The organism is Cecembia calidifontis (genome assembly GCF_004216715.1).
Lineage (GTDB): Bacteria > Bacteroidota > Bacteroidia > Cytophagales > Cyclobacteriaceae > Cecembia_A > Cecembia_A calidifontis.
Genome location: NZ_SGXG01000001.1, coordinates 2,867,538 through 2,892,664, shown reverse-complemented (window position 1 = coordinate 2,892,664; position 25,127 = coordinate 2,867,538). Strand labels below are relative to the sequence as shown.

The following is a 25,127-nucleotide window of genomic DNA, read 5'->3' as shown; positions in this document are numbered from 1 at the left end:
TAGAAAAAAAATCACGTAGGGGGGTACGGGTAATCGGAGCTAAAAAAAAGAAAATTTCCCGAAATTTTCTTTTTTAACCCCTAAAAGCTGCAATCTGGGTTAAAGAGATCCTAGGCCTTTGGCTTGGCAAGAATGAATCTTCGGCTTTCTGGATGGGGGTACTTACTGATCTGAAAGCCAGAGGGGTTGAAGATATTCTCATAACGGCAACTGACAACCTGAACGGGTTTACTGATACGATAAAAGCTTCATTCCCCCAATCAGTCACTCAGATATGTGTCGTCCACCAGATCAGAAACGCATGTAGATATGTCGCATGGAAAGACCGCAGGGCGTTTACAAGGGATATGAAGGAAATTTATACCGCCCCTACAAAAGATGCTGCTTGGGCTGCCCTGAACGATTTTGCCAAAAAATGGGAATCCAAATACGCTTATGCCATCAAAAGCTGGAGGGACAACTGGGATGAACTCACCGTTTTCTTCGATTACCCGGCTGAAATCCGTAAAATCATCTATACCACCAACCTGATTGAAAATCTCAATGGAAAGATCAGAAAATACACCAAAAACAAGCTCTCTTTCCCGACAGATGATGCCGTAATGAAGTCTGTTTTTCTCGCTGCAAGAGAAGCATCGAAAAAATGGACTATGCCTATCAGAGACTGGGGAGCTATTCTTAACAGTTTCCTGCTTATATTTGGTGATAGGGTCAGGCTTCTTGATACCTGACAATAAAATCATAATTTAAAGTTTACACACTTATCGGGATAGTGTCTTAGAAAGCATTTTAATAAAACTGAGTTTGTTAAATGCCTTCTAAATTTTAAACTATCCCTTACCTAACTAAGTTTGAATTTTGGATTCAAATAACTATCAGAACAAATAAATCAAAGCTCTTCCTGCAATGAAATTGAATGCCCAGCATCAATTAGATCGATATCCTTTTTGAAAAGAGCCAAGTCAGAAATTACCATTTCACTTACTAAAGCCTCAAGATCATATTTTGGCTTCCAGTTTAACTGTTGCTGAGCTTTTGTTGGATCACCGATCAAAAGATCTACTTCAGTAGGTCTAAAATACATAGGATTTACTTTCACCAAAACATCACCCACTTTAACAGAATATCTAACTCTATCGAATAACTTTTCTGTTATTTCTAAGTCAACACTGTCCAAAATACCCACTTCCTCTACTCCTTCTCCTTCAAATCTCAAATTGAAACCTATTTCTTTAAAGGCCATGATGATAAAATCACGCACCGTAGTTGTTTTACCAGTCGCAATTACATAATCTGAAGGTTTATCCTGCTGTAAAATCAAATACATTGCCTCTACATAATCTTTGGCATGACCCCAATCTCTTTTCGCATCCAGATTACCCATAAACAATTGTTTTTGTAAACCCAATGCAATTTTGGCCACTGCCCTTGTAATTTTTCTTGTCACAAAAGTTTCGCCTCTTAGCGGAGATTCATGATTAAACAAAATCCCGTTACAGGCATACATGTTATAGGCTTCCCTATAATTTACGGTAATCCAGTATGCATACATTTTAGCAACTGCATATGGGGACCGTGGATAGAAGGGTGTTCTTTCTGATTGGGGCGTTTCTTGAACCAATCCATAAAGCTCTGAGGTAGAAGCCTGATAAATTTTAGTTTTATTTTGCAGGTTCAGAAGCCTTACCGCCTCCAAAATTCTCAAAGTTCCAATTCCATCTGCGTTTGCAGTGTATTCCGGGATATCAAAACTTACTTTTACATGACTCATTGCAGCCAAGTTATAAATCTCATCTGGCTGAGTTTCTTGTATAATTTTGGTCAGATTCATTGAATCTGTCATATCACCATAATGAAGGAAGAAGTTTCTGTTTGATTCATGCGGATCCTGATACAAATGGTCAATCCTATCTGTATTAAATAAAGATGACCTTCTCTTTATACCATGAACTTCATATCCCTTTTCTAAAAGAAATTCAGATAAATATGCACCATCTTGACCTGTTACCCCTGTAATTAATGCGACTTTCCTTTTCATAATTAAAATAATTTAAAAATTAAGTTTAACTTCTTTTATGTTTTTCAAATTTTCAATGTACCATTTGTATGTAGACAGTATTCCTGATTCCAAATCAATCTTTGATTTCCAACCTGCATTTTTGAGTTTGGTGACATCCAACAACTTTCTGGGTGTTCCGTCCGGCTTTGTTGAGTCCCACTTAATTTCTCCCTGATGTCCTGTTATGTCCTGGATGAGTTCTGCCAAATCTTTGATGGAGATATCAGTGCCCGTTCCAACATTATAAAGACTTTCGCTCAACTCATTTTCCATTGAAAAAATCACAGCTTCCGCCAAATCATCAACATGAAGAAATTCCCTTAATGGACTACCTGAGCCCCATAATTCTACCGGAATGTTTTGATTCTCTTTTGCCTCATGAAATTTCCTGATCATGGCTGGCAGTACATGGGAAGTTTGTAGATCAAAATTGTCAAATGGCCCATATAGATTAGTAGGCATCAAACTGATATAATCCAATCCATATTGCTTCCTTACAGCCTCACATGCTTTTACTCCAGCTATTTTACTTATGGCATAAGCCTCGTTGGTTGGCTCTAAAAAACCACTGAGTAGGTATTCTTCTTTAATTGGCTGTTGAGCCATTTTAGGATAAATACAAGAACTGCCTAGAAATATAAATTTTTTAATCCCATACTTCAGCGAAAAATCAATCAGATTATTTTGAATCTGTAAATTTTCCATCAAGAATTGATAGGGATATTGAGAATTGGCAAGAATCCCTCCTACCCTGGCTGCCGCATCGATAACTACCTCGGGTTGATTTTCATTGAAAAATTCATCCACATCCTGCTGATTCCTCAAGTCCAATTTAGAACTTTCAATACCTATTACATTCCGGTATCCATTCTTTAGCAGTGATCGAAAAATTGCAGACCCCACCATCCCCCTATGCCCTGCTACATAAATCTTGCTTTCTTTACTTAACATATATTCAGTTAATGTTATATTATAATATTGATGTAAAAATAAAAAACATTTTACAATATTCAAAATACATTTTTAATGTTTTGAAAAATTATCATTTTTATTTAAGGACTTAAATATTTCAAAAAGGTTTAATCCAAATTTTTCAAGTGAAAAATGTTTGTTTTGTAATTCTAATCCCTTTTTCCCCATTTCCTTTCTCAAATTAGGATCTTTCAACAAAATATTAATTTTGTCTTTCCAAGTTTCAACGTCGCCTTCTTTAACAATAAAACCAACTCCTTCTTTTTCCACATCAATATCTATATATGGGTTCTCGGTAATGATTACGGCTTTACCCATAGACATGCTATCAAAAAGGCTGGTTAAGCCTAAAGTAGAACTTTTTGTCATTTTGAAACAAACAAGTACAATTTTAGCCTTATTATAAATTCTACATAAATCATTATTATTTATCCAATGAGTAAAAATTTCAACATTGGAAGGAATTTCATTTGTTTTGGGCTTATAATCAGCTTTCGCAAATATCTTTAGCCTCAAGTCAAGTCCACGGAATGCCTCAATTAGGGTATCAAAATCTCTATCTGTTTGACCGTTTGAAACAGCATAATTTTCTTCTTCCTCCTCATTAATAAACTTTTTATAATAAGAAGTTTCAGATCCCCAATCAATAGTAAGGAGCCAATTCTTACATTCTTCTTCACCTATTTTAAATGCATTAAGAGCATCTTGTTTCAACTTTCTACTAAGAAAAACAACCCTATCATAACCTTTCAAAAGTTTTTTTCCTAACCATAGCTTGAATTTATTGCTTGAATCCATTCCCAATAATGGATAATGGACCATAACCACAATTGGGGTCTTCAAGAACCCCAAAACCCTTAAAATAAGAAGAAGTTTAGTGGCGGCAGTTCCAAAGGGTGAATAATAGGCGTCAATTTCTTTTGAATACTTTAATGCCCTCAACTGAAGATCTAAATGCTGAATTAAAAACAAATTCCCAAGCTTTTTTAAAAACTTGTTTTCTTCATGGGACATGACAATCATTTCAATACCATCCATCTTATCGATTTCGGTTTTTCCCCATAATTGCTGACCAGGAGTAATCCCTTTTTCCCAATCATTATAATAGCTATCCATGGGATAATCATTAAGCAAAAGTACCTTCATAACTTAAAATTATTTTTTCAATAAATTAGTAAAACAATAAAAAAACACAGCTCTTAAATCTATTACAGAAAATTTTAACCTAAGGATTATTTCAAGTGATTCCATGACTGCATATCCGTTTTACCTTTCCATAATTTAAGAAGCAAGCTTCCCAATAAATCTGAATTTTGGGCTGGCTTTTTTGAACAATCATCTAACCACCTTAAAATTTCATTTGCCAAAAACTCATAATTAAATTTCCCCACTAACTTTTGGCTTTTCTGACCAAATTCTTCTTTGACTTTTTCATCCAATTCCAAAAACTTGTTTAAATAATAAGCTATTTCTTTTTCAGAATAAGGATCAAAAACAAACCCGTTTTCACCTTCTTTGATCAATGTATGTGCAGCATTGACATTTTTACTGGATAAAACAGGTAATCCTGAAGCCATAGCTTCATTGACTACAAGCCCCCAACTCTCAGAAATACTTGGCAAAACCAGAAGTTTTGAATTATTTAAAATATTAGCCAACTCCTCATTACTTTTCTTTCCAACAAAATCAACATTCAGTAGCTTCCGGTCACTTACAATATTCATTAAATCTTGCATTTCTGGACCTTCCCCTATTAGCACCAATTTATATTGAGAATTATTCTTCAACACAATTTCCCAGGCCCCAAGTAATCTTTGGAGGTTTTTAATGGGCACCAATCGGCCTACAAATAAAATAATATTATCCCTTTTCTTATAGGGGACGGAATTTGAGAACCTCGCATTATTTATACAGCTTAATCCGTAATAAAGAGAGGATTTTTTTACACCCCATTTCAAATACTCATCATCATAATCATGAGATGGAATCAAAAATGCATCTGACTGAAGAAATATTCTTTTTTTAATAAAATTAACCAGAAAATTCCGCTTGTAAAATGAATGATTAGCATCATCAAAAATCATTATTTTAACCTGATTTTTTTTTGCCCATCTCAAAGAAAGTGCACCCGCCGAAAAAACAGGAGGCCCGGCAATAATATAATCAGGTTCTAAATCATCAAGTTTTTTAAAAAATTCAGTTTCAATAGAATTTAAATCAATATCCTGAGGTGCCAAACCTGGAAAAATACAATACCACCAGTGATGTGTCTTTTTTTGAATCTGAAAATCATAGGGAGATCCCTTACCAAAAATCTCAACAACGATCAATTCTATTTTAATCTTCAAAAAATATTGCTGTAAAAAGAAAAGTCTTTCTACCCAATAACCACTTAAATCATTATGTGTAAGAATTAGTTTTTTCATTTTTGGATTTCCTCAACCTATTTCTAACGGAATCTTCACTCATCAAAATTCATTATTTGTCTATTTAAATAATTTGTCCGTCTGTTTTAAACTTGTCATACAAAAAAGGGAAAATAGTCTTTATCCATAGCTTAGAAGCAATTATTGGAGTGTCCAAAGGAAAATATTTTTTAACAAAGTAAATGAATTCTTTGTATGCCAGTCCTTTAGGACTGTACATATAGGCTAACCGCTCCTTGAAACTTGTTTTCTGTGATTTCCAGCTTTTACCATGATCATATTTACAATACCCATAAACTCCGGGAGCAGAAAAAACTAAAAATCCATTCCTTTTTGCTCTCATGGTATACTCAAAATCTGCAATCCCATGAATAAATTTTTCTCCTAAAATTCCATTTTTTTTCACAATCGCACTTGGGACTAGCATAATGTTGGCACAGCCCAAATCACAAGGTTCCTCTACTTCATTATGGGTTACAAATTTATATTTTAACCTGAATTTTGAAGTCAATTTAAAACCTCCATAGGTAAATTTACCTGATTCTGGATCAACGGTTGTTCCTATAGTAATGCTTTCCTTTTTATATTTTTCAAATAATTTCCTGTTGACATCCAATATTCTGGAAATACAGTCATCGAACAAGTAGGTATCATCATTGAGAAGCAAATAATAATCAAAGTCGGTTCCTTGATTAATTGCCATTTGCCATGAATTCCTCATCCCTCCTGCCCAAAACAAATTACCATCCCCATAACCAACATTTATTTCAGGAAACTGACTTTTAATAACTTTTCCAGTTTGGTCTGGAGAATTATCATCAGTCAAAAAAACCTGAAAAGCAACATTATCTACACCCCTTTGACTGTAAAGAACTTTAAGACAATTAATTGTCTTCTCTACTCTATTGAAACAGGTAATCAGAACTGCAATTTTTATCATAATTAAATTCCCCTCAAATTATTTCCACATTATTTGAACCAAATTCCCTCTGCTTTTTGATTGATGATTTTTTGGCTTTGGATATAAGTAACAATACCTAAAACGAATAAAACAATCGAATTGGCAGAGACAACTCCTATTAATCCCCATAATTTACCCAAATAAATGGACAAAGGGACATTGACAAAAGCTGCTATTAAAATTACAATTACCAAGACGCGTAATTTTCCTACACCATTAATGAGCGTCATGTGGATATTGAACCAAAAAAAGACTAAGAAGTACAAAGAAATAAAGAAAGTAACTTCAAATGGAATATTTAAACGTTCACCTATCCATATTTCAAAAACGAAAGGCGAAACAAACAAGGAAAACACATTTAATATGATAAACAAAAAAAATATTTTACGTAGTTTTTTCATGCTGTTTTTGATCCAGGTGTAATCATTTAACCCAAACGCCTCCGCAAACCCTGTCCAATATGGATTCAAAATAACAGACACTACCATAAATAATGCAGTGAAATACTTGTATACAACATTATAAACAGCAACATCTTCATGCCCTAGCACATTGGCAATAATAATGTTGGAAGTTTGATAAAGAACCAAGGTGCCTATCTGAATAATAAAAAACATACCTCCAACAGAAATTAGGGATTTTGATGTTTTAAAATCAATCTTGTTAAAGCTTGGCCTATACTTTTTTAAGTCATTAAAAAAATAATAGACACTAAAAAAAAGCGTAGCCAGCAAGGAAGCAAAGCCCAAAGCAACTACCAAAAGAACCAAATTGCTTTCTGAAAAATAATAAAATGCAGACAACACTATAAGAGAAAACAACAAACAAAAAGTATTCACCAGGTTAGCTTTATAATTTAAGTGAACTGCAGTGAGAATAGTATGTAAAAGCTGAACAACAAATGAGATACAGACAAGAATCATAACCAAATAGACAACTGTCTTAATAGGAGATGACAAGTTATCAGGGGTATTGAAAACAGTCTGCCAATCGACAAACTGATCGAATATTAAAAAAATCACTAGAAAACCTACCGCAATCAAAGCCATTACAGCATAAATCGAGCTAACATAAACTCTCGCATTTTCAAAATCCTGTAAGGAATTATCTTTGGTCAATTTATTTCTAAGCCCATTACCTAATCCAAAATCAAACTGAATCATCCAACTTGCCACAGAACTTACCGTCAACCAAACACCATACTCCTCAGCCCCGACATAACTAATTGACATTGGAACTAGAATCAATGATAGGACAATCCCCAATCCTTTAAAAAAAATTGAGTTAACAATGTTTTTAAACACCAAAGAAGACCGGTCCCCTCTTGTATATAGATTATTAAATCTATCCAAAAGAATTTCAAAAAAATGCATGATTTTTTTAAGCTTTTTGTTTAACCCTGATATTTTTGCCAGAGCTGTAATACCCATATCCGAATTTGCTACTGGACAATTTATCTGAATCATTTAAAACAATAAAGTTTCGGTTGAATATATTGTTCTGAACAATTTCCTCATACTCTTCAAGTTGACTGATCTTAGTATAATTCAATCTTATAACATAAATTAATACATCAACTAATCCACTTAAAGAAAAAGGATCCGCTACCAATCCCATGGGGGAAGTATCAATAATTATATGATCATAATTTGATCTTAAATTCTTTAGTAATCCCAAAACTTTATTTGAATTTATCAGCTCAGATGGATTATCTATCGGAGTATTTAGCCCCAAAACAGAAAGATTTTCATCAATTCCAGATGGTAAAATTATTTTTTTAAAATCTTTGATTGAATCGTTAAAATAATTGTTAAGAGAAATTTCCGTATCAAGATTTAATGCCTTCAAAATACTTGGACGTCTCAAATCAAAGTCAACAAGAATAACCTTTTTCCCTACCAAACTTAGGGAAATGGCTAAATTAATGCTCGTAAATGATTTGCCTTCTTTTGACATAGAAGAAGAAACGGCAATTACCTGGTTCTCATTTTTGGACAGGAAACCCAAATTGCTCCTAATCAGTCTAAATTGTTCGGCAGGAGGGGATATACTTCCGGGTTTAACAACTACATATCCTTTTTCTTCATTTTTACCGACTTCTCCTAAAATTGGTACTTGGGTAATACCCTCTACGATTTTCTTTGATGTAATTTTTTCAGAGAAATTAAATTTGATAAATAAAACAATTATTGGCAAAGCCAATCCCGCTAAAAAGCCTATGCCCAAAATAGTTAATTTTTTAGGGGATACAGGCTTAACACTAGCTGTTGGAGCATCTATCACCTGCAAACTGCTAACCCCTGCAACTTCCAAAGCCAAGGCAGATTCATCTCGTTTTCTTAATAAATATTGGTAATGTTCTTGCTTGATTCCTTTTTGCCTATCAATTTCCATTAATTCTCTCTCAATTACAGGGATTCTTTGCACTTGGGATCTGTTTACATTTAAATTCTCCTCAAGGTTCTTCCTTGTAATTTCAAAATTTGATCTGTTGCTTCTGATATTTTGAAGGATATTTGATTTAAGGCTTGATAATTGTTCGTTTAAAGCAATCAACTGTTGGTTATTAGGTTGTACGATCCTGCTTATCCTCTGTCTTTCCCTCAACAAATCATTATATTTTGCCAATAGATCAGACAAGGTAGGGTCTAGTGTCACAAAAGAACTGGGAATGGTTTCATTGCCATTGCCTTGAACAGCTATCAGATTCTCAAGAGACTCCAATATTTCTATTTTATTGCTTAGTTCAGAAATTTCTTTACTTGTACTTGCCGTACTTTCCAGAAATATTCTTGAATCCAACCCTATATCCGTAACCCTGTTACGCTGTTTGAACCGTTCCACGTACATCTCCAGGGAATCCAATTCCTTCTTGGCAACCAAGAGTTTTTCATCCAGGAATTTTATAGTCTTCAAAGCAACTTCATTTTTTTGGTTTTGATTTGAGCTATTGTATCCATCTATCAATGCATTAAGAATTTGCTTCCCCCTTGTGGGAGAAGAATCAAGAAGCCTAATAAAAAGAGTACTGGATTTTACAGAAGATTGCTCAAACTTTAAAGCTTTGGCATATCTTTCAGTTTTTACAATGGGGTTCTCCAGAATGACAACAAAAGTGGAAAAAGGAAAACTTACAGCGCTTTCTTCACTTTTCTTCTCTATTGAAAAAACCCCAAACTCAGTCTTTATTTTATCTCCAAAATTAAATTCTGCTTTTTTGTTATCTTTAAAGTTTATTTCAAATTTTTTGTCACCTAAAATAGTGATGGCAAAAACCTCTACACCCGATAAAAACTCTTCATTGAATTCATGTACAATTAAATTGACCGGGACATTATAAGGACTCAATTCCTTCTTAAACATGCCATTGTGGTCATAAAAAGTCACAAAAGCATTCTTAGAAATTACTGCTTCATTAAGAAGTGATTTGGATCTGAGTTTCTCAATCTCATTATCCAATTTAACAGTGGTTTTGATATTCTCAAGATCACTCAAGATTGGGCTTTCAGTTAAATTTCCTGCTCTTTCTCCCTCTCTTATTAGAACGGAACTTGTGATTTCATAATATGGTGTCGCAGATTTAAGATACAAAAACGACAATCCTACAAACAATAATATTGAAGCTAAAATATATGGCCAAAAAGGTAAAACCACCTTCACTGATCTCATTAAATCTATTGGCTCTCCAGCCCCTTTATTTTTAGTCCTATTATGACTCATGGCTACGTTGTTAAAGTAATAATTGTTTTCCCCGGTTTTTACTGTTACTGAAATATATTCTGCCAGTTAAATAAAATAGGGATTATAATAGAAACGGCAAGACCGACCAAAATCATATTTCTTTCATTGGTACTTGCCTTAACTGCTTTCAATTTATGTGGTTGAACATAAATAATATCATTCTGCTTGAGATAGAATAGAGGAGAATCCAAAAGATCGCTTGAATTAAAATTAATTTTGGACACAGTCCTTTTACCATCTTTTTCTCTAATCAAAAGGACACTTTCTCTTAGTCCAAATTCCGTCATGTCTCCTGCCAAACCTAATGCCTCAAGGATATTGATCTCTTCATTTGGAACAAAAAATGTGGATGGATTATTTACTTCCCCAATTACGGTAATTTTGAAATTTGAAAAACGTATTGATACAACCGGATCTTTGATATATTCTCCGATTTTTTGCTCAATAATTATTTTTGCTTCAGTTTTCGTTAAACCTCCAACTTTAACATTCCCTACTGTAGGAATATTAATCTGACCCATCTCATCAACGATAAAACCCTCTGCATTAATATTATTGATTATTGTTCTATTGTAATCCATTACATCAAGTGGATCATTGAACATCGCATTCAATTCCGGCTGAAGTGAGCTTAAGGTTATCCTAAGCAAATCTCCTTTCTGAATTGTGACCCTATTTTCATTTGTAATCTCGGTGGTGTAAATCTTGTCATAGTCCAAATCACTAAAATATGTTAGATTTCTTACAGAACAGGAAGAGAGGTAAAGAACTAAAACTACGTATAGACTTAACTGCCACTTTGAATTGAATAACGTAAACTTATCCATATTAATAAACTATTTTTTTCAAATTAATACCCGGTCCAAACTTCATAAAAAAAAATTAAAATTTAAAGAATTCGCGTAAAACTTTTTTATATATTCAAAATGCATATTTATATATTCAAAAGTTTATATCAGTTGAAGTGCCTCAAACTCACCGCCCCAAAAACCTAAATTTTAACTCATCTTTTCCAGGTTAGAATTAAAGATTTTTTTAACAAAATTTACTGTAAATTTAGCCAAAATAAAATGAATTCTAATTTTTTACAAATACATTTTGGTTCAGACTGGTTTTATTTTTCAATTTTATTTTGTATTTTAAAATTTTTACCAAATTAGATTTATTTATAATAGCCTCATCAAAGGAATGCCTTGGAATCATTTCATCTAACAGCTCATTTACGAAAGAATTACTTTTCTTAAAATGTGCTCTTTTTACAGTTTGGTAAACCGCTGGATCATATCGAAGAAGTTCATCCAAATAAACTGCTGCCTTGAAACAATAAATGGTTTGATCGGTGTCCAAAATTTGCTTTGAGCCTTTTTCTGTAAAAGAGACAGATTGGAAATCAACTCTCACAATATTTCCAAAAGCCGCCAAGTCTTTAGCCTCTTTTATGACTATTGAATATTCTTCATCATTCAAAATTGAATCAGATGCTTCGCTTACAATCAAAACTTCCTCAGTATCTGCTTCAAACGCAGCAAAAGCAATATCTGCTACAACATCATCAGGACAGCTCCTTATAATTTGTTTGAAATTTAAAAATCCAAATTTTTTAAGAATACTATTAACCTGTTTGAAATTCATCAATCGATTAATGATGATCATTTTATCAACAATCTTTTTATTACGCTTAATAGCTTGTTCCAGGGACAATTCCCAATCAGATTTATTTTGAACCAGGTTACCGGAACCCTGATTCATAATACCCAACCCTGCTGTGGAGAATTGATATGGGATTAAAACACAACTTGCTTTCATAACGATAAAATTTAAGCCGCTAATGAGACATTCTTTTTAATAACCTTCCTCTGATCAACTTAATTGATTTTATAAGAAGGTATAATTTTCTGTAATATTAACAATATAAATTTTAAAAACAAATTCTTGTATCTGAAATACATTTTAAATAATTCATAATTTATTTCAAGAGATTTGAAAAATTTAAATTTTAAAATCCTCTTATATTTGAGCCAGACAAAAAACAAAATGAAAAGAATTGAAACCTGCCTAAGCCCTGAACTATTACACTTGTATAATTTACAAGGAAAGAATGTATTAATTGTTGACATATTCAGGGCCACAACTAGTATGATATCAGCTTTGGCGAATGGTGTGATTTCCATTAGACCTTTTAGAAGTCTTGAAGAATGCGAGGCTATGAAACATGAAGGATTCATTATTGCTGGAGAAAGAGATGGCAAAAAAGTTGAAAGTTTTGATCTAGGAAACTCTCCTTTGAGTTATCTGAACCACACTTTTTCAAACAGAAAAATCGCTATGACAACGACCAATGGAACCTTAGCAATTGATGCTGTAAAAGCAATCGCCAATAAAGTGCTCATTGGTGCTTTTATAAATTTAAATGCCACTATTGAATATTTAAAAAACCAAGAAGAAGATTTGGTAATCTTATGTGCAGGTTGGAAAGGAAAATTCAATCTGGAAGATTCATTATATGCTGGAGCAATAGCTTATTTTCTTTCAAAAGACTATACGACGGACTGTGATGGTACATTAGCCATGAAAAGCCTCTATCAGTTCAATCAAAATAATATTAAAGCATTTTTAGCTAATGCTTCCCACACCAAAAGGCTTCAAAATCAGAATATAGAAGCAGATATTGACTTTTGTTTATCATATGACATTTTTGATGTAATTGGTTTAGTCAAAGATGGGGAGATAATTGCCCAACAATCTTAATTGAATAGCACAATTTAATTGGCATTCTACTGATTGCAGGGTTCCTATATGTTCAAATTTTATATCTTTGTTGACAAATTAATATCTCATCCCAAAGCAAATTCACCATGACAGAGGTAAAACTCTTCTCGGGCACCCAAAGCCAGGCACTAGCAGAAAAAATCGCGAAAAATTACGGAAAAAAACTTGGAGACCTCACCATATCCAAGTTCAGTGACGGGGAAATGTCTCCAAGCTTCAATGAGTCTGTAAGAGGATGCACAGTCTTTCTCATACAGTCTACCATGCCCACCGCAGATAATCTATTGGAGCTATGTCTGATGATTGATGCGGCAAAAAGAGCAAGTGCATATAAAGTTTGCGCAGTAATCCCTTACTATGGATATGCAAGACAAGACAGAAAAGATCGTCCGAGAGTTTCTATTGCATCAAAGCTCATTGCTAACATGTTAACCTCTGCAGGAGCAGACAGGATTATGACCTGCGATCTACATGCAGGACAAATCCAGGGCTTTTTTGATATCCCATTAGATCACTTAAATGGATCTGCAATTTTTGTACCATATTTGGAAAGGCTCCATAATGAAAACATGATATTTGCTGCCCCTGATGTAGGTGGTGTGGCCAGGGCAAGATCATATGCAAAACATTTTGAAGTGGAAATGGTAGTTTGTGACAAACATAGAAAAAGAGCCAATGAAGTAGCCTCTATGCAGGTCATTGGTGAGGTAGAGGGAAAAGATGTAATCTTAGTAGACGACTTGGTGGATACTGCCGGGACGCTTTGTAAAGCAGCACAAATAATAATGGACAAAGGTGCCATATCCGTTAGAGCAATCGCTACTCATGGCGTTTTATCTGGAAAAGCCTACGAAAACATTGAAAATTCTATTTTAAAAGAATTGGTCATCACAGATACAATTCCTCTTAAACATACTTCTTCAAAAATTAGAGTTTTGTCAGTAGCTGAGTTATTTGCAAAAGCAATCCATGCCGTTACAGGCAATACTTCTATTAGTTCCTTATTTATTTAAGGATTCCTAAGGTTAAAAATTAATTTCTTTCTATCCAAGAGGTCGTTCTTAATTAAAACGACCTTTTTTCAATGCTGTCCTAAATAATTTACAAGACAGACGTTTAGCTGTGTTTCTGCAATTTCTATTGTGATTTTATCTGTAATCTGGAAATAGAACCCCCTGTTGGCTTTTTTGAGGAGGTTTTTCATGGTATTCAAAGGGTTTATCCAGCCACTTTTGCAGCTCTATTTTAACGAATATGTTCAGTCTGATAAATGCAACCAGATTGGACAGATGCCATCCGAATTTAGCGGTTGCCTTCATCACTTTTAGGAGCAGAATGGTGATCAGCGCGGTCCATATCTGGATCATCACGGCATTTTTCGATGTTCCGATAAAGGTTTTGATATGGAGTAACTGCTTGATGTCCCTGAAGAAGATCTCAATCTCCCATCGGCACCGGTAAAGATCACCGATTGTCTTTGCTGACCATTTGAAGTTATTGGTAATCAGTTCGACGGTCTGTCGGTTTTTTTCGTCCCATACAGCCACTCTTCTGAGTTTTCCGGGGTACTTCACTTTTGACTGCGGGTTTACCAGTTCAATTTCTTCGTCTATCAGTACTTCCTGTGCAGTATTTTCAGGGAGTCGACGTTCATTGATTGTGCTGAACTTAAGGTTATCCTTGTGCCTTATGACGAAAAAGCCCCCCTTGCTGTCCCAAATGTTGAGCATCGGAAAGTCATTGTAATAGCGGTCCGCCACTATAACGGATCCTTTCTCCAAAGGAATATCATAAGTGCCTTTATTGTCTGCCATACTTCCTTCTGTAATATTCACATAAACAGGGAGTTTTCCGTCATAGTCCAGAAGCGTATGCATCTTTACAGCACCCTTTTTGGTCCTGAAGGTTGCCCAGTCAAACATCGAAAGGCAAAGACTTACCACCGTGGAGTCGAGCAGATAGACGGGAGCCTTGATCCGTAGTTTTACCCTGCTCAGGGACGCCTGCTGTCCTAAATGCTTCAGAAGCCCGTAATACAGCTCCTTGAACAGGTCAGAGTCCCTGCGCTTGTTCTGATAACTGATACTGGACTTGGATGGTGCCTTGGCAATCCCCAGATGGTTGAGGTTCCCCGTGGCCGAACGCAGGCCGTTTGAAATATCCCTTACAGAAGTACTTTTGGCAAAATGGCAAAAAAGCATAGAAACCAAATGCGTCCAGCTGTCAAAGCCTTTGCAGCCCTTGTCCGTTTGCTTCTCTTCAACCAGTTTCTTGAAAATTGAACGCTCGATTTTTTTAATAATCTGAGAAAACAATGTAATATTACTCATGGGAGGTTTATGTTTTTTGGTGCAAACCCAAAATAGCTATTTTGGGCAAAAAACCAGACCTCTCATATTTTATTTAGGACGGTATTGACCTTTTTTTTTTAATAAATAGAATCAACTCCTAAGCAAAACCGACATAAATCAGCTTTATTAATATCGGCTTTTAAAATCAGTTGACATTTTTATGCGGGCACTTATAAACTTACTAAAGAATTCTTCTATGATTTTTAGTTGCTACTAAAATCCTCATTATTCCATCTTAAGGATTGAACCAAAACCTTATAAAATATTCTACCGAAAGAGATTTTTTGAGAACAGGGGATCAATAATCATTTTATTGTAAGGTAAACAGATCAACTTTTAAAAAATTTGAATAAAAATAAAAGTATTTTAAATACAATTATTTGCATTTAAAAATATTGTACCTATTATTGTAATCGAAATGAGAGGTCATCCAATAATTTGATCAAACAAATTAGTGGATGAATAATCAGTATTCCCTGGGATGTCAAATATTGTGACTGAAGAGGCGAAGCTGTATCTTATTAAATTCAATTTATTTTTACTAACCTATAACCTTAAATTTAAAAATATGAAAGCTGTAATTTTAGCAGGCGGGTATGGTACCCGGATAAGTGAAGAAAGTGGTATCAGACCAAAGCCAATGGTGGAAATTGGAGGAAAGCCAATTTTATGGCATGTCTTAAAAATCTATTCAGCATTTGGAATAAATGAATTTATAATCTGTTGTGGCTATAAAGGGTACATGATCAAGGAATATTTCGCTAATTATTTTTTACACAACTCGGACTTCACAATTGACCTCCAACAAAACAAAATGGAAATCCACAAACAAAATGGAGAACCATGGAAAGTTACCCTGATTGATACTGGAGAAAATGTCATGACCGGGGGAAGAATAAAAAGAATTAAAGAATATGTAAATAATGGTCCTTTTTGCCTAACATATGGAGATGGTGTAGGGAATGTCAATATAAAAGAGAGTATTGAATTTCATAATAGAGAAAAACCTCTGGTTACAATGACAGCTGTTAAACAACCAGGGAGGTTTGGCGTGTTCTCACTAGGCCAAAAAGAAACATTGGTAAAAACCTTTAGAGAAAAACCTCAGGGAAATGGAAATGAAGACGCTTGGATAAATGGAGGTTTTTTTATAGTAGAGCCAAAAGCTTTAGATTATATTGCTGGAGATGAGACAAGTTGGGAAAAAGAGCCATTAGAAAAAATTGCGCATGAAGGAAAACTATCAGCATACAAGCATAATGGATTCTGGCAACCAATGGACACATTACGAGATAAAAATTATTTAGAGGAAATTTGGTCAAGTGGAAACGCACCATGGAAAATCTGGTGAGAATTCTTCAAACTCTATTTTATTCCTAATGAGAAAAGTTATTGTAACAGGTGGGACCGGTTTTATAGGAAAAAACTTACTTCCAATTCTATCAGAAATGGACGCAGAGTTTTTCCTAATGAACAGAAGAAAGCAGTCGAATCCAGCAGCTTCAAATATTCAAAATATAGAATGTGATGTATTGGATCATAACAGTATAAATCACCATTTAGAGAAAATTCAAGCTACGCATTTAATTCACTTAGCGTGGTCAATTTCTCCAAGCAATGTCAATATGCCTGAAAATTTTGATTGGCTAAAAGCAAGTATAAATCTTTTAGAAGGATTCAGGAATTTTGGGGGTAAGAGGGTGATTTCAGTCGGATCATGTTTTGAGTACAACTGGGATACGGGCTATTGTAAAGAAAATATTACTCCTACCAGAAGTAAATCTTTGTACAGTTCATGTAAAAACAGCTTAAGAGAATACATGGAAGCCTACTGCAGACATTTTGGTCTTGAATTTGTTTGGCCCAGGTTGTTTTTTTTATTTGGAGCTCATGAAAATCCAGATAGACTTATTCCCCATATTATTGTTTCTTTACTTAAAGGACAGGAGGCGACCATAAAAAACGGTATGATTTTCAGAGACTATTTGTATGCGAAAAGTGCTGCCAAATACCTTTCAAAAATTATTTTCAATGATGTGCAAGGCCCTATAAATATTTGTTCAGGTATACCTATTAAATTAGAACATCTAGGAAAAATGGTTGCCGAAATAATCGGCAGACCGGATTTATTGAAAATTGAAAGTCCAGAGACAGTAAGCAACAAAGTTTTGTTTGGAGATTCTTCCAATATTGAAAAGCTAATACCATTGGAAGAAAGAATTGATTTAAGAGAAGGACTGGAGCAAACTGTAGAGTGGTGGAAAAAAGAACTTTCATTTAAAGAAAACATTCAATTAACTTAATATTAATATGGAAGACATTATTGTTTTGGGAGCAGGTATGGCTGGTTATGGGGCTGCAAATGAATTTAAAAAAGCCGATATTAATACCTTTGTTTTTGAAAAAAACAATTACATAGGTGGTCACTGTGCCTCCTTCACTTTTGAAAATAAATGGATCTTTGATGATGGACCTCATATTTCATTTTCAAAAAATGATCAAGTCAAACAAATTTTTGCAGATAACGCGGATAATGATTTTCATGAATTCAGTGCAAATCCGGTCAATTACTGGAATGGTAAATGGATAAAACACCCTGCTCAGATTAATTTAAGTGAACTTCCTCCAGACCTAAATACCCAGATTTTGTTGGAAATGATCGAAGCCAATTACAATGACAATCCACATATAGAAAATTATCAGGATTGGTTGTATGCTTCTTTTGGGAAAACATTTTCAGAAAATTTCCCAATGAAATACACCAGGAAGTTCCACACAACGGAAGCAAAAAATTTAACCACAGATTGGTTGGGACCGAGGATTTACAAGCCTCAACTTTCTGAGGTAATATTTGGGATGTTATCTCCAAGAACTCAGGACGTACATTACATAAAAGAGTTTAGGTATCCTAACAAAGGTGGATTTGTAACATTTATGAAAGGAATCCATGATGTGGCTAAAATCAATCTTAATCATGAATTGACAAAAATTGATTTAAAAAATAAATGCCTCACTTTTAACAACGGGCTTCAAAAAAATTACAAATACTGTTTCTCTTCACTTCCGTTGAGCAAAATTGTTGAACTTATTCAAGATGCTCCCGAAAACATCAAAAAAGCTGGAAAAAAACTTGCCTTTACAAAATGTGTATTAGTAAACTTAGGCATTAATAGAAGAGACTTAAGTGAGAGTCATTGGAGATACGTGTATGATGAAAATTTATTCTCGACTAGGATAAGTTTCCCTCATATGTTTGGACCAAAAACAGCACCTGAAGATGCTGGTTCTATACAGGTTGAAATCTATTTTTCTGATAAGTACAAACCCCTTAATAAAAATCCTGAAGATTTTATTGAGATAGTAAAAAGTGAACTTATTGAAATGGGCATTTTGACCACTAATGACAAAGTAATTTTTGAAAAAGCTTGGCTTTCTCCTTTTGCTCAGGTAATTTTTGACCATGAACGAAAGGAAAATGTAGATTTGATCCATGCCTTTTTGAAAGAAAATAATATTTATTGCGGTGGAAGATTCGCCAATTGGGATTACTCATGGTCTGACGAGTCTTTTTTAAGCGGCGAAAAAGCCGCCAATGAAATCATTAATAAATTAAGGTAATTTTTAATTCCTTTTTCTCAAACTAAATTTTACACCTACCATGTCATTTAATGAAAATTTAAACGAAGTATTTCAAGGAAAAACCGTTTTAATAACTGGCCATACCGGATTTAAAGGTTCTTGGTTAACAAAGTGGTTGCTGCAAAAAGGCGCTAAGATTATTGGCGCTTCGAAAGACATCCCGACAAACCCATCACTTTTTCATACCTTGGAGTTAGCATCCGAAATTGAACATAACATTTTGGATATACGGGACACAAAAAAAACAAAGGAGATTATAATAGAAAGTAAGCCTGACTTTATTTTTCACCTTGCAGCACAACCTATAGTTTCGTTATCCTATTCGGATCCCATCGATACTTTAATGACAAATGCCATTGGAACAGCCAGTGTATTGGAAGGGATTAGATCTCTCACTAATAAGTGTGTTGTAATTGTGGTGACATCCGATAAATGCTATGAAAATGTAGAATGGGTTTGGGGATACAAAGAAACTGACAGGCTCGGAGGTAAAGATATTTATAGTTCCTCCAAAGCAGCAGCAGAAATAATTTATAATTCCTTCTTCCATTCTTATTTGAAAGGGATGTCAAATATAAGAATTGCATCTGTTAGGGCAGGAAATGTAATAGGAGGAGGAGACTGGGCTGAGGACAGAATAGTGCCGGATTGCATCAGGTCCTGGAGCCAACATAAAAAGGTAGAACTAAGAAGACCATATGCCACAAGACCATGGCAGCATGTGCTAGAACCCCTAAGTGGATATTTACAATTAGCAATGGCTTTATGGAATGATAATAAACATAATGGTGACAGCTTTAATTTTGGACCAATTTCCGATAATAATATTACTGTTTTGGAACTAATTTCAAGACTAAGTAAAACATGGAATTTTGAAAACCATGAAGACTCTTTTAGCATCACCAATCAGAACTCCTTTCAGGAAGCGGGATTACTAAAGCTAAATTGTGATAAGGCTATTTTTCATTTGAAATGGACTCCTACATTGGACATTCAAGAATTGATAGAATATACCGGAGATTGGTATTATCGCTTCTATAATGAACCACACAAAATCAATGAATTTACATTTAAGCAAATTGCAGATTATGAACAAAAAATTGCTGCAAAAAACCTTTCTCTTAATCCAATAACTTCCCTATGAATTTACAAGAAAGTTTCATTTCAGGATCCTTTGTGATTAAACCTAATAAAATAGAAGACCACAGAGGTTTTTTTTCAAGAATTTATTGCAAAGAAGAATTCGGAAAGCATAATATTGATTTCCAGGTTGAACAAGTGAATATGTCTTTTTGCACAAAAAAAGGAACCATTAGAGGTCTTCACTTCCAAAAATCACCATTTGAGGAAGCTAAGTTATTGAGGTGCACCCACGGCTCCATTTTTGATGTAATCGTAGATCTCCGTCCCAAGTCACCGAGTTATCTAAAATGGTTTGGAACTGAACTTTCAGAAAAAAACAATGAGATGATTTTTGTTCCCCCAGGATGTGCACATGGTTATCTTAGTTTGGAAGACTTCACAGCTGTAAGCTACATGGTTAACACACCTTACTCCCCAGGGTTTGAAGGAGGAATTCGATATGATGATCCAATTTTTAATATAAAATGGCCTATTGAAATTTCAGTAGTTTCAGAAAAAGATCAAAACATACCAAACTTCATTCCTGCTTAACTTGGTTGTAGGTAAATATTCTTTTTATAAAAATTAAGTTTACATTTTCCTTATTTAAATTTTTATAGAATCATAATCCCCATCCAAAATGACACGAATTCTTATCACTGGAAATATGGGGTATATAGGACCGGTCCTAATCCGCCACTTAAGAAAAAAATATCCAAATGCGGAATTGATAGGTTATGATGTCGGGTACTTTGCAAATTGCCTTACAAATGCCGCGTTCTTTCCAGATATTCAGCTATCACATCAAATTTTTGGAGATGTCAGGAATTTTCCACCTTCTTTATTGAAAGATATTGATGCGGTAATATTTCTTGCTGCTATTTCTAATGACCCAATGGGAAAACAATATGAAGAAATAACAATGCAAGTCAATTGTCATTCAGCGATAAAAATGGCAGAGGCCGCAAAAAATGAAGGGGTCAAATCATTTGTTTTTGCATCCAGCTGTAGTATTTATGGAGCTGCTGATGATGCTCCAAAAAAAGAAAATGATAAACTAAATCCCTTGACTGCTTATGCCAGATCAAAAGTTGAAGCAGAGATAGGATTAGAAAAACTTGCATCGGAAAGTTTTACAGTTACTTGCTTTAGATTTGGTACCGCATGTGGTTTTTCAGAAAGGTTAAGACTTGATTTGGTTCTCAATGATTTTGTAGCCAGTGCGTTAATTAACAAAGAAATTACAATCTTAAGTGACGGAACACCTTGGAGGCCTTTAATTAATGTTCAAGATATGGCCAGGGCTATAGAGTTTGGAATTAATAGACAAAAAGAAAATGGCGGAAATTTTTTAGCCGTGAATACAGGATCTAAAATCTGGAACTATCAAATTAAAGATCTTGCTGAAATGGTAGCAAAAGTAATCCCAGACACAAAAGTAAATATCAACAAAGACGCTTCTCCAGATAAAAGATCATTCCGAGTTAGTTTCGATCTTTATGAAAAAGTTGCTCCTCATCACCAACCTCTTCAAAATCTTGAAGAAACGGTAAAAACATTGTATCAAAATTTAGAATGTTTGAATTTTTCAGATAAAAACTTTAGAAATTCAGAACTAATCAGGCTAAGAGTATTAAGAAGCCTTCAAGAAAAAAAATTATTGAATGAATCTTTAATCTGGAATTGGATATGATTTTTAGGGAAACAAGTCTAAAAGGTGCTTTTGAAATCGAAGTCAATAAGATTGAAGACGAAAGAGGTTTTTTTGGCAGATTATGGTGCGAAAATGAATTAAAAGCGCATGGACTAAATGTTGATATAAAGCAAATTAACGTTTCTTTCAGTAAAAAAAAGGGCACCTTAAGAGGACTACATTTCCAAAAGCCCCCTTTTCAAGAATGTAAATTGATCAAATGTACTAAAGGAGCAATTTTTGACGTTGTAGTAGACCTAAGGCCATTTTCACCAACTTACAAAAAATGGCATGGGGTGGAATTAAGTGGGGAAAATCAAAAAATGCTTTATGTTCCAACAGATTTTGCCCATGGATTTATTACTCTGGAAGAAAACACGGAGGTTATGTTTTTTGTATCCCAATTTTACACACCTCAGGCGGAGTCAGGTATAAAGTGGAATGATGATTCAATTAATATTAAATGGCCTTTGAAACCTAAGATTATTTCAGAAAAAGATAGCGCATTTCCAGACTTTTCGAGTTTTGAAATCAATATTTGATCTTTTTTGATCCCTGAATTATTCTCTGAAGTTTGATACAAAAAGGACTTCCCTTGGCCAATTAACGAAAAACTTAAAAAGACATTAGAAATAAGGAGCATTATTCCCACTATTCCTAGAAAACTAACAATACCCCAATATTTAATCATAAACCTTAAGAATATTCTAAAAATCACTAGTGTCCGACTAAAATCGGCCAACAGTGAAAATGGTTTGAATTGAATAAATTTAAGCACTTTTTCTGTTTGGAATGAAAAGTAAGCCCCTATGTTGGAAACAAAGAGGTCTGACCTTGATTTTTCAAGCTTTCTTTTAGCTCTTTTTCGGGATCATTGAGGAAGTTGATCAGATGAACATAGCTTACCATGTGGAATCTGACCAAAGCCACCATATTGGAGAATGCCCAGTTTCTTTTAATAGTCTTTCGGACAACTTCCATCAGTAGAAGGCAGATAAGTGAACACCAAATCTGTATTTCAATTGCATTCTGGTTATCTCCCAGAAAATATTTGAGCGGGAAGTTTTGCTTCAGTTTCTTAAACAGAAGTTCAATCTGCCATCTGTACTTATAGATTCCTGCTATTGTAGCAGCTTCCTGGTCGAAACTGTTGGTCAAAAACACCATAACCTTGGATTTAGCATCATCCCAGAGTACCACCCTGCGAAGTTTTAAAGTCCCTTTATTACCGTTTGCCGTGTATTCCAGCGTTATCGTTTCATCTTTAATGATTTCCTGGTCTTTATCGTCCGGCAGCTCAATTTCATCTATACTTTCATAAACAGCATTGTCCTTCATTCTTGTAATAAAAAAGATTCCTCTGTCAGTCCATTGGGCATATTGCAGATAGTCTGTATAGCCCTTATCCATTACAATGTAAGACCCTTCAGGCACATTGAGGTGTTTTAGAAATGTGTGGTCATGTCGAACCCCTTCTGTAAACCTGACCAGACAGGGCATCAGCTCTGCCGCATGTATCATCACATGGGCTTTGATGCCACCTTTACTCTTCCCGTCTTTTCTTGGCCTACCTGCGACTCTGAGGATATCTTTAAACAAGCTGATGACGGTGGAATCAACAATAAACAGCTTTTTGATAACCTCCATTTTAAGTCGGCTGTCCGGTAAAATATGGCGGTGCTTTTCAAAAAGGCCCATGTAAATATCTCTGAACACTGCGCTGGGTCTTTTGCTGTTGCCGTCAGATATGGTTGACCGTTTTGGAGAAGTCTTCATTCCAATATGAATCAATTTGTTCTGCCAGGTCAAAAGGCCGGTAGAAAGCTCCCTTAACGATGTTGCACCACTCAATGAACAAAAAAGCATTGTCACTAAATGCTGCCAAGTATCGAACTTCTTGTAGTATCTGTCTGATTGATGTTTGGACTTGACCTGAGACAAAACGGTCTTATCAACAAAAGAAAGTAGCTGTGAAAAAATCGGCTGTCCGAAGAAATGTGTATTTTTACCCATGTGTAATTTATGTTGTCGTAAACACAAAGTACACAAAATAGGGTAGGTTTAAGCAATTGAATCTACCCTTATTTTAAAATCGTTTCTCGGACACTAGTGTCTAAAAATGTAAATTTCTTCTTCAAAATCTTCAGTCAATACCCAACCAGCAATTCTTTAAATATTATAATACTCCCCAAAATTGAGACCAGAGGTTAAGTTAAAAAAAACCGTTTAAATTTAACCTTATGAACAAGCAAACAAGACGAAAGTTTTCTCCTGAGTTCAAGGCAAAAGTGGCCCTTGAAGCAATCAAGAATCAGTTTACATTGGCTGAATTGTCCAAGAAGTTCGATGTTAGCCCTGTGATTATCTCCAAGTGGAAGGGTGAGTTTTTGGATAATATGTCAGCTGTATTTGAAAAGGATCATTCAAAGAAAAAGGAAGAAGGTCCTGCCCTTGAGCAGCTCTATGCCCAGATCGGAGAGCTAAAAGTAGAGAATGACTTTTTAAAAAAAAGCTGCAAGAAACTGGGGATATGAAAGACCGGGCGACATTGGTTTGTTCCGATTATAAGGGGCTTTCTATAAGGAAACAGTGTGAAGTATTGGAGGTTCCCCGAAGCAGTCTATATTACAAACCAAAAGGGGAAAACGAGATCAATCTGAAACTGATGGGAATCATGGACAGGCATCTTACTGATCACCCTACTGAAGGCGTTGTGTCGATGGTCTATCTGTTGACAGGACTGGGCTTCGTTGTCGGCCCAAAGCGCATCAGGAGGCTTTTCAGGCTGATGGGCAGGGAAACCCTTTACAGGAGGAAGAACCTTACCAAATCCGGTTTGCGTGAATATATCAGGCCTTATCTTCTCAGGAACTTAAAGATTGAAAGGCCCAACCAAGTGTGGGTAACCGATATCACCTACATTCCGATGCAGAAGGGGTTTATGTTCCTGACCGCAGTCATGGATGTTTACAGCAGAAGGATACTGTCATGGGGTATATCCAACAGTCAGGACGCCAAATGGTGTAAGCAGGTAATCGAAGAGGCCATCAGAGAATATGGTAAGCCAGAGATAGTCAATTCCGATCAGGGAAGCCAGTACACATCGGCCTTATGGATCAATTACCTTGAAGGGCTGGATATCAAAGTATCAATGGACGGAAAGGGAAGGGCTTTGGACAATGTATATATTGAAAGGTTCTGGAAGTCGATCAAGTATGATTACATCTATCTGAACCCAAGCGAGGACGGTTATGACCTGCTCAAAGGTGTCAAATGGTATATTGAATATTACAACCAAAAGGTTCATCATACCACTAGGGAGAAGCCTGGGGAAAGATATTATGGGCCAACCCGAAAAGCAGCATAAAGTAAAAGTTAGTTGTCCTATTTCCCA

22 protein-coding genes and 1 pseudogene are annotated in these 25,127 nt (G+C 35.0%); 12 read left to right on the top strand and 11 right to left on the bottom strand.

The annotated features are described in order from the left end of the window. Positions 1 to 101: 101 nt before the first annotated feature. Positions 102 to 731: pseudogene (locus BC751_RS12500) on the top strand (IS256 family transposase); the annotation flags it as partial. A gap of 158 nt (positions 732 to 889) precedes the next feature. On the opposite strand, the gene gmd reads toward BC751_RS12500, so the two are convergent. From gmd to BC751_RS12455, 9 genes are all read right to left on the bottom strand, one after another. Then, entirely contained in the window at positions 890 to 2,038 is a 1,149-nt protein-coding gene (gmd, locus tag BC751_RS12495; protein WP_130275831.1) for a GDP-mannose 4,6-dehydratase, read from the bottom strand. 12 nt (positions 2,039 to 2,050) lie between these two features. Further along, positions 2,051 to 3,010 carry a GDP-L-fucose synthase family protein gene (locus tag BC751_RS12490; RefSeq protein WP_130275830.1) on the bottom strand — a complete coding sequence of 320 codons (960 nt, stop codon included), beginning with the start codon at positions 3,008 to 3,010 and terminating at the stop codon, positions 2,051 to 2,053. 72 nt (positions 3,011 to 3,082) lie between these two features. Then, a complete protein-coding gene (locus BC751_RS12485; protein ID WP_130275829.1) occupies positions 3,083 to 4,177 on the bottom strand; it encodes a glycosyltransferase in 1,095 nt (364 codons plus the stop codon). An 86-nt stretch (positions 4,178 to 4,263) separates the two neighbouring features. Beyond that, entirely contained in the window at positions 4,264 to 5,457 is a 1,194-nt protein-coding gene (locus BC751_RS12480) for a glycosyltransferase family 4 protein (RefSeq protein ID WP_130275828.1), read from the bottom strand. Between the two features lie 64 nt (positions 5,458 to 5,521). Continuing rightward, the gene (locus tag BC751_RS12475; protein WP_207226881.1) at positions 5,522 to 6,397 is read right to left on the bottom strand and encodes a glycosyltransferase family 2 protein; all 876 of its coding nucleotides are present in this window, start codon (positions 6,395 to 6,397) and stop codon (positions 5,522 to 5,524) included. Positions 6,398 to 6,426: 29 nt separating this feature from the next. After that, positions 6,427 to 7,884: a lipopolysaccharide biosynthesis protein gene (locus BC751_RS12470; RefSeq protein WP_130275827.1), complete on the bottom strand. Its 1,458-nt coding sequence runs from the start codon at positions 7,882 to 7,884 to the stop codon at positions 6,427 to 6,429. Beyond that, the gene (locus tag BC751_RS12465; RefSeq protein ID WP_130275826.1) at positions 7,799 to 10,138 is read right to left on the bottom strand and encodes a GumC family protein; all 2,340 of its coding nucleotides are present in this window, start codon (positions 10,136 to 10,138) and stop codon (positions 7,799 to 7,801) included. Before BC751_RS12465 ends, BC751_RS12470 begins: the two co-directional genes overlap by 86 nt. A gap of 44 nt (positions 10,139 to 10,182) precedes the next feature. Then, positions 10,183 to 10,986: a polysaccharide biosynthesis/export family protein gene (locus BC751_RS12460; protein ID WP_130275825.1), complete on the bottom strand. Its 804-nt coding sequence runs from the start codon at positions 10,984 to 10,986 to the stop codon at positions 10,183 to 10,185. A 250-nt stretch (positions 10,987 to 11,236) separates the two neighbouring features. Continuing rightward, a complete protein-coding gene (locus BC751_RS12455; protein WP_130275824.1) occupies positions 11,237 to 11,965 on the bottom strand; it encodes a glycosyltransferase family protein in 729 nt (242 codons plus the stop codon). Between the two features lie 228 nt (positions 11,966 to 12,193). On the opposite strand from BC751_RS12455, the gene BC751_RS12450 reads away from it, so the two are divergent. Both BC751_RS12450 and BC751_RS12445 read left to right on the top strand, forming a co-directional pair. Continuing rightward, positions 12,194 to 12,907 (top strand): 2-phosphosulfolactate phosphatase, encoded by a 714-nt coding sequence (locus tag BC751_RS12450; RefSeq protein ID WP_130275823.1) that lies wholly within the window; start codon positions 12,194 to 12,196, stop codon positions 12,905 to 12,907. Between the two features lie 107 nt (positions 12,908 to 13,014). Then, the gene (locus tag BC751_RS12445) at positions 13,015 to 13,941 is read left to right on the top strand and encodes a ribose-phosphate pyrophosphokinase (RefSeq protein ID WP_130275822.1); all 927 of its coding nucleotides are present in this window, start codon (positions 13,015 to 13,017) and stop codon (positions 13,939 to 13,941) included. Positions 13,942 to 14,076: 135 nt separating this feature from the next. Here the strand turns inward: BC751_RS12445 and BC751_RS12440 are convergent, their stop codons facing one another. Then, the gene (locus BC751_RS12440) at positions 14,077 to 15,258 is read right to left on the bottom strand and encodes an IS4 family transposase (RefSeq protein WP_130275821.1); all 1,182 of its coding nucleotides are present in this window, start codon (positions 15,256 to 15,258) and stop codon (positions 14,077 to 14,079) included. A gap of 589 nt (positions 15,259 to 15,847) precedes the next feature. On the opposite strand from BC751_RS12440, the gene rfbF reads away from it, so the two are divergent. From rfbF to rfbC (BC751_RS12405), 7 genes are all read left to right on the top strand, one after another. Next, entirely contained in the window at positions 15,848 to 16,630 is a 783-nt protein-coding gene (gene rfbF / locus BC751_RS12435; RefSeq protein WP_130275820.1) for a glucose-1-phosphate cytidylyltransferase, read from the top strand. Between the two features lie 28 nt (positions 16,631 to 16,658). Further along, the gene (locus BC751_RS12430) at positions 16,659 to 17,582 is read left to right on the top strand and encodes an NAD-dependent epimerase/dehydratase family protein (protein ID WP_130275819.1); all 924 of its coding nucleotides are present in this window, start codon (positions 16,659 to 16,661) and stop codon (positions 17,580 to 17,582) included. A gap of 7 nt (positions 17,583 to 17,589) precedes the next feature. Beyond that, positions 17,590 to 18,897, top strand: a complete 1,308-nt coding sequence (locus tag BC751_RS12425; protein ID WP_130275818.1) for a protoporphyrinogen/coproporphyrinogen oxidase — start codon at positions 17,590 to 17,592, stop codon at positions 18,895 to 18,897. A 40-nt stretch (positions 18,898 to 18,937) separates the two neighbouring features. Further along, entirely contained in the window at positions 18,938 to 20,062 is a 1,125-nt protein-coding gene (gene rfbG, locus BC751_RS12420; RefSeq protein ID WP_130275817.1) for a CDP-glucose 4,6-dehydratase, read from the top strand. Then, entirely contained in the window at positions 20,059 to 20,592 is a 534-nt protein-coding gene (rfbC, locus tag BC751_RS12415) for a dTDP-4-dehydrorhamnose 3,5-epimerase (protein WP_130275816.1), read from the top strand. Before rfbG ends, rfbC (BC751_RS12415) begins: the two co-directional genes overlap by 4 nt. 88 nt (positions 20,593 to 20,680) lie before the next feature. Beyond that, positions 20,681 to 21,733 (top strand): NAD-dependent epimerase/dehydratase family protein, encoded by a 1,053-nt coding sequence (locus tag BC751_RS12410; protein ID WP_130275815.1) that lies wholly within the window; start codon positions 20,681 to 20,683, stop codon positions 21,731 to 21,733. Beyond that, a complete protein-coding gene (gene rfbC / locus BC751_RS12405) occupies positions 21,730 to 22,275 on the top strand; it encodes a dTDP-4-dehydrorhamnose 3,5-epimerase (protein WP_130275814.1) in 546 nt (181 codons plus the stop codon). The genes BC751_RS12410 and rfbC (BC751_RS12405) overlap by 4 nt, the downstream gene beginning before the upstream one ends. A gap of 265 nt (positions 22,276 to 22,540) precedes the next feature. Here the strand turns inward: rfbC (BC751_RS12405) and BC751_RS12400 are convergent, their stop codons facing one another. Beyond that, the gene (locus BC751_RS12400; RefSeq protein ID WP_130275813.1) at positions 22,541 to 23,746 is read right to left on the bottom strand and encodes an IS4 family transposase; all 1,206 of its coding nucleotides are present in this window, start codon (positions 23,744 to 23,746) and stop codon (positions 22,541 to 22,543) included. Positions 23,747 to 23,973: 227 nt separating this feature from the next. Here BC751_RS12400 and BC751_RS12395 point away from each other — a divergent pair, with 227 nt between their 5' ends. After that, a complete protein-coding gene (locus BC751_RS12395) occupies positions 23,974 to 24,267 on the top strand; it encodes a transposase (protein WP_014770860.1) in 294 nt (97 codons plus the stop codon). Next, positions 24,264 to 25,100, top strand: coding sequence for an IS3 family transposase (locus tag BC751_RS12390; protein ID WP_130275812.1), 837 nt, complete (start codon positions 24,264 to 24,266; stop codon positions 25,098 to 25,100). Before BC751_RS12395 ends, BC751_RS12390 begins: the two co-directional genes overlap by 4 nt. Positions 25,101 to 25,127 lie beyond the last annotated feature (27 nt).

Excerpts from the sequence above, each read along its gene's own strand:
- rfbF (WP_130275820.1), top strand. The coding sequence starts at position 15,848 with ATGAAAGCTGTAATTTTAGCAGGCGGGTATGGTACCCGGATAAGTGAA.
- rfbC (WP_130275814.1), top strand. The coding sequence starts at position 21,730 with ATGATTTTTAGGGAAACAAGTCTAAAAGGTGCTTTTGAAATCGAAGTC.
- BC751_RS12460 (WP_130275825.1), bottom strand. The coding sequence starts at position 10,986 with ATGGATAAGTTTACGTTATTCAATTCAAAGTGGCAGTTAAGTCTATAC.
- BC751_RS12450 (WP_130275823.1), top strand. The coding sequence starts at position 12,194 with ATGAAAAGAATTGAAACCTGCCTAAGCCCTGAACTATTACACTTGTAT.
- BC751_RS12465 (WP_130275826.1), bottom strand. The coding sequence starts at position 10,138 with ATGAGTCATAATAGGACTAAAAATAAAGGGGCTGGAGAGCCAATAGAT.
- BC751_RS12410 (WP_130275815.1), top strand. The coding sequence starts at position 20,681 with ATGACACGAATTCTTATCACTGGAAATATGGGGTATATAGGACCGGTC.
- BC751_RS12425 (WP_130275818.1), top strand. The coding sequence starts at position 17,590 with ATGGAAGACATTATTGTTTTGGGAGCAGGTATGGCTGGTTATGGGGCT.
- BC751_RS12395 (WP_014770860.1), top strand. The coding sequence starts at position 23,974 with ATGAACAAGCAAACAAGACGAAAGTTTTCTCCTGAGTTCAAGGCAAAA.
- BC751_RS12400 (WP_130275813.1), bottom strand. The coding sequence starts at position 23,746 with ATGGGTAAAAATACACATTTCTTCGGACAGCCGATTTTTTCACAGCTA.
- BC751_RS12480 (WP_130275828.1), bottom strand. The coding sequence starts at position 5,457 with ATGAAAAAACTAATTCTTACACATAATGATTTAAGTGGTTATTGGGTA.
- BC751_RS12430 (WP_130275819.1), top strand. The coding sequence starts at position 16,659 with ATGAGAAAAGTTATTGTAACAGGTGGGACCGGTTTTATAGGAAAAAAC.
- rfbC (WP_130275816.1), top strand. The coding sequence starts at position 20,059 with ATGAATTTACAAGAAAGTTTCATTTCAGGATCCTTTGTGATTAAACCT.
- BC751_RS12490 (WP_130275830.1), bottom strand. The coding sequence starts at position 3,010 with ATGTTAAGTAAAGAAAGCAAGATTTATGTAGCAGGGCATAGGGGGATG.
- gmd (WP_130275831.1), bottom strand. The coding sequence starts at position 2,038 with ATGAAAAGGAAAGTCGCATTAATTACAGGGGTAACAGGTCAAGATGGT.
- BC751_RS12390 (WP_130275812.1), top strand. The coding sequence starts at position 24,264 with ATGAAAGACCGGGCGACATTGGTTTGTTCCGATTATAAGGGGCTTTCT.
- rfbG (WP_130275817.1), top strand. The coding sequence starts at position 18,938 with ATGTCATTTAATGAAAATTTAAACGAAGTATTTCAAGGAAAAACCGTT.
- BC751_RS12445 (WP_130275822.1), top strand. The coding sequence starts at position 13,015 with ATGACAGAGGTAAAACTCTTCTCGGGCACCCAAAGCCAGGCACTAGCA.
- BC751_RS12455 (WP_130275824.1), bottom strand. The coding sequence starts at position 11,965 with ATGAAAGCAAGTTGTGTTTTAATCCCATATCAATTCTCCACAGCAGGG.
- BC751_RS12475 (WP_207226881.1), bottom strand. The coding sequence starts at position 6,397 with ATGATAAAAATTGCAGTTCTGATTACCTGTTTCAATAGAGTAGAGAAG.
- BC751_RS12485 (WP_130275829.1), bottom strand. The coding sequence starts at position 4,177 with ATGAAGGTACTTTTGCTTAATGATTATCCCATGGATAGCTATTATAAT.
- BC751_RS12440 (WP_130275821.1), bottom strand. The coding sequence starts at position 15,258 with ATGAGTAATATTACATTGTTTTCTCAGATTATTAAAAAAATCGAGCGT.
- BC751_RS12470 (WP_130275827.1), bottom strand. The coding sequence starts at position 7,884 with ATGATTCAGATAAATTGTCCAGTAGCAAATTCGGATATGGGTATTACA.